Consider the following 9715-nt stretch of genomic DNA (forward strand, 5'->3'; position numbering starts at 1 on the left):
GTATAGAAGCATTGAAGATTTCATCAAGGACTGGACAGTAGAAGCGGAAGGAACTGCTAAAATTTTTTCCTCCATTACAGATAATACCCTCAAAGAAAAGGTTCATCCTGATGTTCGTTCACTGGAGCGTTTAGCCTGGCACCTAACTCAGACTATTACTGAAATGGGACACCGTGCTGGCCTATTTACATCTGATGAGCTGGAACATGTTCAAACGCCTGATCATGCATCATCTTTGACAGATATCTATACACAATATGCAAACCTGATGGTTAAAGCCATTCGCTCAAAATACACAGACTCAGCATTGTCAGACCAGGTTGAAATGTACGGAGAACAATGGGAGAAAGGAAAAATATTAAGGGTACTGATTGCACACCAAACGCATCACCGCGGACAAATGACCGTAATTATGCGGATATTAGGTTTACCTGTTCAAGGCATTTATGGTCCATCGAGGGAAGAATGGTCGGAATTTGGAATGGTCGCACCTGATTAAAATTATGAACGACTCAAACGAAACAATTATCCACCAGGGAAAAACATTTACTCAAATTGACTATACAGAAAAGAATTTACAAAACCGTGAATTCTTAAATTGTGAATTTATTGGCTGCAACTTTTCTAAAAGTGATTTAAGTTACAATGACTTTATGGATTGTCAGTTCAAACAATGTAATTTTTCTTTAACCACTGTGGTAGGTACAGGCTTTAAAGACGCTACTTTTATCGGTTGTAAAATATTGGGCATTGATTTTTCGAAATGTAACAAGTTTCTGTTTTCCTTCCTTTTTGAACAAAGTCACCTGGATTATTCCACCTTTTTCGGTACCAAACTCAAAAAAACTAAATTCATAGATTGTTCGCTCAAAGAAACAGATTTTGAAGAAACGGATCTAACATCTAGTGTATTTCATAATTGCGATCTTTCCGGGGCGAGTTTTGTTCGTTCTGTTTTAGAAAAGGTAGATTTTCGTACGGCAAGGAATTTCAGTTTTGATCCTGCAGTAAATAAGGTTAAACAGGCAAAATTTTCGGCGTTAAACCTTGCAGGACTATTGTATCAGTTTAACCTTGACATTGATTATGACGGTTAATCAAGTATGTTATATGTATAAAAAGACGACGGGCTTTAAAAATAAAAAAGCAGAATAAACATTTAATTGTTTATCCTGCTTTAGTACCCGAGAGCAGATTCGAACTGCCACGCCGTTGCCAGCACCAGCCCCTCAAGCTGGCGCGTCTACCAATTTCGCCACCCGGGTATATTTAGTGCAAATATAGATTTAATCTCTAAAGTTCATAATGATAATTTGAACTTTTACAACTTATTTTGTTTCGGTATACACAGAAGACTATATACCTAACAGATATTCAACCTTATAACTGATTTTCGATTTACAGGTATAAGGTTAATCCGTCATAAGCCAGCCTGATGTTATCAGGAAGAACCTTCTCCACTTCATTGTGCAGGCCGAGGTTATGACTGATATGTGTAAGGTAAGTTACCTCTGCATTAATCTTTTTCGCAAAAGTAACCGCTTCCTCCAGGTTAAAATGAGAAATGTGATCTGCAATTTGCAAAGCATTAATCACCAGAATCTTCGTACCCATGATTTTCTCTGCAGCACTTTCAGAGATCGTTTTGGCATCGGTAATATAAGTGAAATCATTGATCCTGTAGCCTAAAATAGGAAGCTTATAATGCATAATTTCAATTGGTTCGATAAGGGTCTCTCCAATATAAAAAGAACGATCAGCAGAAATTTCATGCAAATTGATCTGTGGAAGCCCGGGATATTGGATTTCAGAAAAAATATAGGAAAATTCCCTTCTTAATGCCTGCTCTACTCTGATTGTTGAATAAATATCAATATTCTTTTTCAACAAGTAGTTAAAGGGTCTGATGTCATCCAAACCTGCAATATGATCCTTATGCTCATGTGTATAAATGATGGCATCAAGATCCTTAACACCGGCCCTGAGCATCTGATAACGAAAATCAGGACCACTGTCGATAACAATAGTTTTATCTTCTGTTTGCAGAAGAACAGAAGTTCTGAGGCGTTTATCCCTGTAGTCGTCAGAAAGGCAAACTTCACAACCACAACTGATGACCGGAATTCCCTGTGAGGTACCTGTTCCTAAAAACGTTACCTTCATTACCTCAAATCAACTAACTCTACACCTGGATATTTTTTTGCATCAAAGATGAAAATGCTTTCAGGCACTTTAACATTGGGCATAAAAGATTTAACGTTATAAGTATACTTATTTCCGTTCTTATCAAAAATCACCACATTAGAAATCTGTTTAGCAATCTTATCTATACTCAACCTCACCTTAAAATAGGGCTTTTTAATATCGTTTGGTGCCAGATCAACCATTTGATAAACCTTTCCTCCCGATTTACTTTCACCAGTATAAATGGATTTAAATCCCTTTTCATACATCGTGAAAATATGAGCTGGATTCAATGCATCACTGCTATTATCTACATTAGAAACCTGCACTTCTTTATCTGCTTTAAGATAACTCCATTGACTTTTACCATCACTAATCAGGTCTTTATCGTCCATGCTCATCTTATATTTATTTGCATTGGCCTTAACATACAATATACCTTTTTGACTTTCTTTTACTTTAGCTTCAGGATTATCTATCGTAAAAACAAACTCCGCTTTTACTACATCATAGGATCTGTATTTTTTGCTTACTTCTGCTAAAATAGATTTAGCTTTGGCTTCTGGTTGTGCCTGTCCGCGCGTATAAATCCCCGCAATTAACATGAACAACAGGATTGTTATCTTTCTCATAAAAAATTTTTTACAGGCTTTGAACTACCTGATGAACTAATCGTTTAAGTTATTCAAGAATTGTTCCAAAGCATACTCATCAGGAATCAATACTTCCCTGGCCTTACTTCCTTCAAATGGCCCAACCACACCAGCGGCTTCAAGCTGATCTATGATCCGGCCAGCCCGGTTGTAACCAAGTTTCAGTTTCCGTTGAATCAAAGAAGTAGAACCTTGCTGATGCATAACAATTAATCTGGCAGCATCTTCAAACATAGAGTCCCGATCTGAAGCATCAAAATCCATTTTAGCATTTTCAGCAGCTTCGTCTACATATTCAGGCAATTGGTATGCTTCGGGATAACCTCTTTGATTACCGATAAACTCAGAAATACGGTCTACCTCTGGTGTATCGACAAAAGCACATTGAAGTCTGATCAGATCGTTTCCAGTTGAAAGAAGCATATCACCTCTACCAATCAGCTGATCTGCACCCCCGCTATCCAGAATGGTACGTGAGTCAATTTTAGAAAGCACCCTAAAGGCTAACCTCGCGGGAAAGTTGGCTTTAATAGTACCGGTTATAATATTCACTGATGGACGTTGTGTAGCCAGAACCAGATGAATTCCTACCGCTCTCGCAAGCTGTGCCAATCTGGCAATAGGAGTTTCTACTTCTTTACCAGCGGTCATCATCAAATCCGCAAACTCATCCACAATCAGTACAATGTATGGCAAGAATCTATGAAGGTTGTTTGGATTTAATTTACGTTTAATGAATTTCTCGTTATACTCTTTCAAGTTTCTAACCTGTGCATCTTTCAACAGGTCATATCGCTGATCCATTTCGATACAGAGGGAATTCAGCGTATTAATTACTTTTTTAGTATCTGTAATAATCGCATCAGCTTCACCTGGAAGTTTAGCCAGAAAGTGTCGTTCTATCTTATTAAACAGAGTTAACTCTACTTTCTTAGGATCAACCAGTACAAACTTGAGCTGTGATGGATGCTTTTTATATAAAAGAGACACCAGAATGGAATTGATCCCTACAGATTTACCCTGACCAGTAGCACCGGCAACAAGTAAGTGTGGCATTTTAGACAAATCCCCTATGTATACCTCATTAGAAATGGTTTTTCCCATAGCTATCGGCAGGTCCATTGTAGTTTGCTGGAACTTTTCTGTAGCGAGGATACTTCTCATGGAAACCATTTCAGGATGCATATTTGGTACTTCAATACCAATAGTTCCTTTCCCTGGCATGGGCGCAATAATACGTATACCTAAGGCTGCAAGGCTTAAGGCGATGTCATCCTCCAGATTTTTGATTTTCGAAATCCTTACACCGGGAGCTGGTATAATTTCATAGAGTGTTACCGTTGGACCAATGGTTGCCTTGATCTTGTCAATCTCAATATTATAATGGTTCAGTGTTTCTACAATCTTATTCTTATTTGCCTCCAGCTCTTCTGCATTAACGGAGATCTTATTGGAACCATAATTTTCCAGCAGATCCAGATGTGGATACTTATAGCTGGCCAGATCCAGTGTTGGATCATAGTTACCAAACTGTTCAACCAATTCTTCAGATTTTTTCTCCTCTTCTGTTTTTTCTATAGTAAGCTCCGGCTCCGCTTTAGGCTCTTCTGCCACCACTTCCATTTCAAATAATTTATTGGGCTGTATAGCGGAAGGAGGTGGTGTAGACGGGCTTGGTGAAAGTACAATTGGGGTATTAGATACCGGCAAGGCTACTGGAATAATTTCTTCTGGCTCCTCAGCCTTTCTTTCTTCAAACCGGTTTGGGTTTTGTACAATATTTTGTTCTTGTTTTCGCTGATTTGGAAAGCGGTCTCTTACAGGAAATTCAACAGGCTCAGATTTGATCTCATTTTCAATTTCAACATGATCTGGAACTTCAGGAACAATATCCCTCTTCCGTTCTGGCAGTTTAAAATCAATATTATATGCAATGATAAGAATGGTTAAGGCCAGAAACGCAACCAAACCACCTACTCCGGCTACACCAATCTGAGCGACCAGTAATTTATTGGTCCAATAACCGAACTCACCTTCAATGTAATGAGGAGCTTCTCCCATAAAGGAATGTGCAAAGCCAAGTGTTAAAGAGGTAAACAGCAGGAAGAACAAGCTGTAGCCAAGAGTTTTCTCCATTGGGAAAATCCGAACTTTGAACAGCAGGCGGTATCCAATTACAAAAAACACAAAAATAAACAGGAAAGAAGCCAATCCAAACCACTCATAAATAAACTGATGAGACAATAATGCTCCAAACTTACCCAACCAGTTTTGTACAACCGGGGTTACATTCATCGCCTTGAGCTCATCAAAAGTTTTAAATAAATTGTGCCATCCACCATTCGCATCAATCACATAACTGTAATCGTCCTGCCATGTGAACAGGTAGGAAGTAAATGCGATAAGAAAATATAAAGACAGGATTACAAAAAACAATCCCAGAATTTTAATGACACGTTCATTATGAAAATCAAAGCTGGGCATTCTTGTCTGAAATCGCTCCCTTTCCGGTTTGGCCGACCTTGCTCCTTGTTTTTCCGCGGATTCGTTCTTGAATGAATTAGATTTAAATTGGTTTCCCCTTAGCGCCATTTTACTTTATTCGTATTAATCACCAGCAAATATAAAATATAAAAATTGTATGTATTGAGGATTGCAAGTACATCTATGATATATTTAAACATTACTGATCTGTTAGAGATTTTATACATCCCAGATTCTGAGTCTTATTTTTTTGATATAATGCCTTACATCCAGCACTAAGGCAGCAAGCACATAAAAGATAATTGGAAAACCTACTGCCAGAAAAGAGGAGTAGATAAAGAACAATCTAATCTTGCTGATGGATATATTCAGTTTATCGGCAAGGTAGGTACATACGCCAAAACTTTGCTTTTCAAAAAAAGTAACCACTCGCTGAAACATGTCAATTCCTTTAGTTTTTATTCTGGTCATACAATTTAGACATTTTTTTTGATTGTGGGTGCTATTATTTAATCAAAAACGTATAAAAACCAGGAATCGGTATTGAATCAGAATATTTTATAAACTATAGCAGCTTATACCAATCCGGCCTTAACCAGAATATCCTCCATTTCCTGCTGAAGTTTCTTTGCTTCCTCTCTTGCCTTTTCTGCAAAGTCCAGACCCTTACCTGCATATATAATTCCACGCGAGGAATTAACGAGTAGTCCACAGGTGGAATTTAATCCGAACTCACAAACATCCGACAAACTTCCACCCTGAGCACCTACTCCCGGAACCAGTAAAAAGTTATCCGGAGCAAGTCTTCTTATATTTTCAAATTCCTTTCCCCGGGTAGCACCTACTACATACATCAATTGTTCGGCGTTTGCCCATTGTGAAGAAATCCGGATCACTTCTTCATATAATTTACCGTCCGGTACTTGCTTCGTCTGGAAGTCACTATGAGATGGATTTGAAGTTAAAGCCAGTAAGATCACCCATTTCTCCTGGTATTCCAGAAAAGGGCCAACTGAATCTTTACCCATATAAGGAGCAACAGTAATCGAATCAAAACTCATTCCTGATTTCTCCGCATTAAAAAAAGCATCGGCATACATCGCCGATGTATTTCCAATATCTCCCCGTTTTGCGTCAGCAATAGTAAAAATATTATTCGGGATGTATTTCCATGTTTCGATTAAACTTTCCCAGCCTCTTAAACCCCGGGCCTCGTAAAAAGCAGTGTTAGGTTTATAGGCCACACAAAGATCCTTTGTTGCGTCAATGATCTGTTTGTTAAATTCCAGTACCGGGTCTTTATACTTAAGCAGATGTTCAGGAACTTGTTCAAGTACGGTATCTAGTCCTACACATAAAAAAGACCGTTTTTTCTGGATTTCTTCAAATAGCTGGGTTTTGTTCATCTGGTAAAATTTGTGCAAATATGTTAATTTTAAACAGGTATCAAGAAGGGATTTTCAAACTTTCTTGTAATTTATTTTTAAGATTTTTCTTTTTTTCTTGGAGATTAATTTACAAATACATACAATTGCAACATAATTCTCTAAAAGTTATCTGACCATTCCAGAAAATCTCAAACGTTTTGTTTCAAAATAACACTTACTCTTGCATTTTTTGCTTTGCTCAGTTGATAATTACTTTTAACAAAAATTCGCTACATACTACATAAATGTTTAACAAAACAGAATTAAATGAAAAACTCACTGCTGAATTGCGTGAGCTGGCAAAAGCTCAGGGCATCCTAAATGCTGATGAGTTACGTAAAGCCGAACTGGTAGAAATCATGGCTCAAATTACGAATCAGGATACTGCAACACTCTCACCTGGAACAGAAACTGTTCTGGAAAAAGTTGCCAAGCCTAAATTAACTAAAACTGCGGCAACTGGTGATAAACCTGTAAGAAAACGTACGCGCATTCCAGCGAAGGATGAGAAAGATACTGCGGCTCCAAATAAGGCAACTTTATTCGACAGTCCTTCTGCAGAGCCCCTGGAAAGCCTTCCTGAAGTACCTGCAGAGGAATTAACTACAAAAATCGCTTCACCTGTGGTGCAGGCTGTTGAAAATAAAAAAGTAACTGAAGCGCCAACTCCTGCTTCTGCTCCTATACAAAATAATCCGGATCAAAAGAGGAACAAACCTGACAACAGACCTAAAAATCCAAATGCTAACAATGGCAATAGCGGGAACAATAACGGAAATAACAATAAACAACCACAGAACGAAAACAGCTACTCGAACCTGGACTTCGACAATACTATTACCAACGAGGGCGTTCTTGAAATTATGCCTGACGGTTATGGTTTCCTTAGATCTGCAGATTACAACTACCTGTCTTCGCCTGATGATATTTACGTATCCCAGTCTCAGATCAAATTATTTGGACTAAAAACAGGAGATACAGTGAACGGAAGTATCCGTCCTCCTAAAGAAGGTGAGAAATATTTTCCTTTGGTTAAAGTAGAAACCATCAATGGCCGTTTACCGGCAGATGTAAGAGACCGTGTTCCTTTTGATTACCTGACACCATTATTTCCTACAGAAAGATTAAACCTGTTTACTGAGACCAATAATTACTCTACACGTATTATAGACCTGTTTACTCCAATTGGTAAAGGTCAGCGTGGCTTAATCGTGGCACAACCTAAAACAGGTAAAACCAATTTACTGAAAGAGGTTGCTAATGCAATTGCCAAAAATCATCCTGAGGTCTATCTTATCATTCTTTTAATTGATGAACGTCCGGAAGAGGTTACAGATATGGCCAGAAGTGTAAGAGCAGAGGTAATTGCTTCTACTTTTGATGAGCCTGCAGAAAGACATGTTAAAATAGCGAACATTGTTTTGGATAAAGCGAAACGCCTGGTCGAATGTGGTCACGACGTTGTTATCCTTCTGGATTCAATTACCCGTCTGGCCAGAGCATACAATACAACCGCTCCTGCCTCTGGGAAAATTCTTTCTGGTGGTGTGGATGCTAATGCTTTACATAAACCTAAACGCTTCTTTGGTGCAGCACGTAACATAGAAAAGGGTGGTTCCTTAACTATACTTGCAACAGCTTTAACAGATACTGGTTCGAAAATGGATGAGGTGATCTTTGAAGAATTCAAAGGTACAGGTAACATGGAACTGCAGCTGGATCGTAAATTATCCAACAAACGTATATTCCCTGCAATTGATATTACAGCTTCAAGCACCAGAAGAGATGATCTGTTACACGACAGAGATACCCTGCAGCGTGTTTGGATCTTAAGAAACCACCTGGCAGACATGAACTCTCAGGAAGCCATGGAATTTGTACAGGCACAAATAAAGGGTACGAAATCTAATGAAGAGTTTTTAATATCTATGAACAGCTAGATAATGAAGAAACACATTCCTAATGCGTTAACCTGCGCGAATCTTCTTTCCGGATGTATTGGGATTGTTTTTGCTTTCAAGGGCGATTTTAACATCACAGCCTATGCAGTCTTAATGTCTGGGATTTTTGATTTCTTTGATGGATTTTCTGCGAGGTTGCTGCATGTAAAATCTAATATTGGTAAGGAACTGGACTCACTGGCTGATATGGTGAGTTTTGGTTTTCTTCCGGGAGTAGTTATGTTCCAGCTTTTGGCCCAGAGCGACTACTCCTCGCCGTATTTGCCTTACTTTGGTTTTATCATCACCATTTTTTCTGCACTCAGGTTAGCAAAATTCAATATAGACACCAGACAAACGGAAGATTTTATTGGTTTAAATACACCAATGAATACTTTGTTTATCGTTTCTCTCCCTTTTATTCAGAGAGACTATCCTGCACTGATCAATTCTACACTGCTGCTTTTGGGTTTAACCCTACTCATGAGCGGCCTGCTGGTAAGTGAAATCCGAATTTTTTCTCTTAAATTTGGATCCCTGGATTGGGCAGGTAATAAAATTAAATTTATGTTCCTGATCATTTCAGCAGTCCTTATTGCATTTTTGAAATTTGCAGCTATACCGTTTGTACTCGTACTATATATTGCCACGTCAATGCTACATTTTAAACGCAATAATTCATCCGCAGAAAATTAAAGATTAAAGTCTTTTTTCCAGCTCAGCTCTGGCCTGATCAAGCTGCTTATACAAAAGCTGAACAAATTCGTTTACTTCATTAAACAGAGTAGGGATTTGGTTTACATCTTTCAGATCACGTGCACAATGTTCAATCATTTGCATGTGGTCTTTTGCATCTTCCCTGCCTACATATACAAAAGTTGGTTTAATCTTATGTGCAAATCCAGAAGCTTTTGTCCAATCCTCATCTCTCACAGCTTGCTCCAAATCCGCCATATATATAGGCGTTTGCTGCTTGAACATATCGATCATTTCAATCATAAATTCAGCACTGTCTCCAGACATATCC

The 9715-nt window shown here is 38.4% G+C and carries 10 protein-coding genes and 1 tRNA gene; 4 read left to right on the plus strand and 7 right to left on the minus strand.

The features are described from left to right. Together DBR11_RS16635 and DBR11_RS16640 are read left to right on the plus strand one after the other, a co-directional pair. On the plus strand, positions 1–499 hold a 499-nt coding region (locus DBR11_RS16635; RefSeq protein ID WP_108553779.1), incomplete at its 5' end, for a DinB family protein. Between the two features lie 4 nt (positions 500–503). Next, the gene (locus tag DBR11_RS16640; protein ID WP_108553780.1) at positions 504–1097 is read left to right on the plus strand and encodes a pentapeptide repeat-containing protein; all 594 of its coding nucleotides are present in this window, start codon (positions 504–506) and stop codon (positions 1095–1097) included. 84 nt (positions 1098–1181) lie between these two features. Here the strand turns inward: DBR11_RS16640 and DBR11_RS16645 are convergent. From DBR11_RS16645 to pyrF, 6 genes are all read right to left on the minus strand, one after another. Further along, positions 1182–1265, minus strand: a tRNA-Leu gene (locus tag DBR11_RS16645). Between the two features lie 133 nt (positions 1266–1398). Continuing rightward, positions 1399–2163, minus strand: coding sequence for an MBL fold metallo-hydrolase (locus DBR11_RS16650; protein ID WP_108553781.1), 765 nt, complete (start codon positions 2161–2163; stop codon positions 1399–1401). Continuing rightward, a complete protein-coding gene (locus tag DBR11_RS16655; RefSeq protein ID WP_108553782.1) occupies positions 2163–2816 on the minus strand; it encodes an outer membrane lipoprotein carrier protein LolA in 654 nt (217 codons plus the stop codon). The genes DBR11_RS16650 and DBR11_RS16655 overlap by 1 nt, the downstream gene beginning before the upstream one ends. A gap of 36 nt (positions 2817–2852) precedes the next feature. After that, positions 2853–5429: a DNA translocase FtsK gene (locus tag DBR11_RS16660; RefSeq protein WP_108553783.1), complete on the minus strand. Its 2577-nt coding sequence runs from the start codon at positions 5427–5429 to the stop codon at positions 2853–2855. A 111-nt stretch (positions 5430–5540) separates the two neighbouring features. Then, the gene (locus tag DBR11_RS16665) at positions 5541–5762 is read right to left on the minus strand and encodes a PspC domain-containing protein (protein WP_108553784.1); all 222 of its coding nucleotides are present in this window, start codon (positions 5760–5762) and stop codon (positions 5541–5543) included. Between the two features lie 134 nt (positions 5763–5896). Further along, positions 5897–6727, minus strand: coding sequence for an orotidine-5'-phosphate decarboxylase (pyrF, locus tag DBR11_RS16670; RefSeq protein WP_108553785.1), 831 nt, complete (start codon positions 6725–6727; stop codon positions 5897–5899). Positions 6728–6993: 266 nt separating this feature from the next. On the opposite strand from pyrF, the gene rho reads away from it, so the two are divergent. Together rho and pssA are read left to right on the plus strand one after the other, a co-directional pair. Next, positions 6994–8688, plus strand: coding sequence for a transcription termination factor Rho (gene rho, locus DBR11_RS16675; RefSeq protein ID WP_108553786.1), 1695 nt, complete (start codon positions 6994–6996; stop codon positions 8686–8688). Positions 8689–8691: 3 nt separating this feature from the next. Beyond that, a complete protein-coding gene (gene pssA / locus DBR11_RS16680; protein WP_108553787.1) occupies positions 8692–9384 on the plus strand; it encodes a CDP-diacylglycerol--serine O-phosphatidyltransferase in 693 nt (230 codons plus the stop codon). A gap of 3 nt (positions 9385–9387) precedes the next feature. Here pssA and DBR11_RS16685 read toward each other — a convergent pair. Then, positions 9388–9715: Hpt domain-containing protein (locus tag DBR11_RS16685; RefSeq protein ID WP_108553788.1), on the minus strand; the 328-nt coding region annotated here is incomplete at its 5' end.

The organism is Pedobacter sp. HMWF019 (assembly GCF_003061025.1).
In the GTDB taxonomy this organism is placed as follows: Bacteria; Bacteroidota; Bacteroidia; order Sphingobacteriales; family Sphingobacteriaceae; genus Pedobacter.

Bases quoted from the DNA above. Each gene is read 5' to 3' on its own strand.
- DBR11_RS16640 (WP_108553780.1), top strand. From the start codon at position 504: ATGAACGACTCAAACGAAACAATTATCCACCAGGGAAAAACATTTACT.
- DBR11_RS16650 (WP_108553781.1), bottom strand. From the start codon at position 2,163: ATGAAGGTAACGTTTTTAGGAACAGGTACCTCACAGGGAATTCCGGTC.
- DBR11_RS16655 (WP_108553782.1), bottom strand. From the start codon at position 2,816: ATGAGAAAGATAACAATCCTGTTGTTCATGTTAATTGCGGGGATTTAT.
- DBR11_RS16660 (WP_108553783.1), bottom strand. From the start codon at position 5,429: ATGGCGCTAAGGGGAAACCAATTTAAATCTAATTCATTCAAGAACGAA.
- DBR11_RS16665 (WP_108553784.1), bottom strand. From the start codon at position 5,762: ATGTTTCAGCGAGTGGTTACTTTTTTTGAAAAGCAAAGTTTTGGCGTA.
- pyrF (WP_108553785.1), bottom strand. From the start codon at position 6,727: ATGAACAAAACCCAGCTATTTGAAGAAATCCAGAAAAAACGGTCTTTT.
- rho (WP_108553786.1), top strand. From the start codon at position 6,994: ATGTTTAACAAAACAGAATTAAATGAAAAACTCACTGCTGAATTGCGT.
- pssA (WP_108553787.1), top strand. From the start codon at position 8,692: ATGAAGAAACACATTCCTAATGCGTTAACCTGCGCGAATCTTCTTTCC.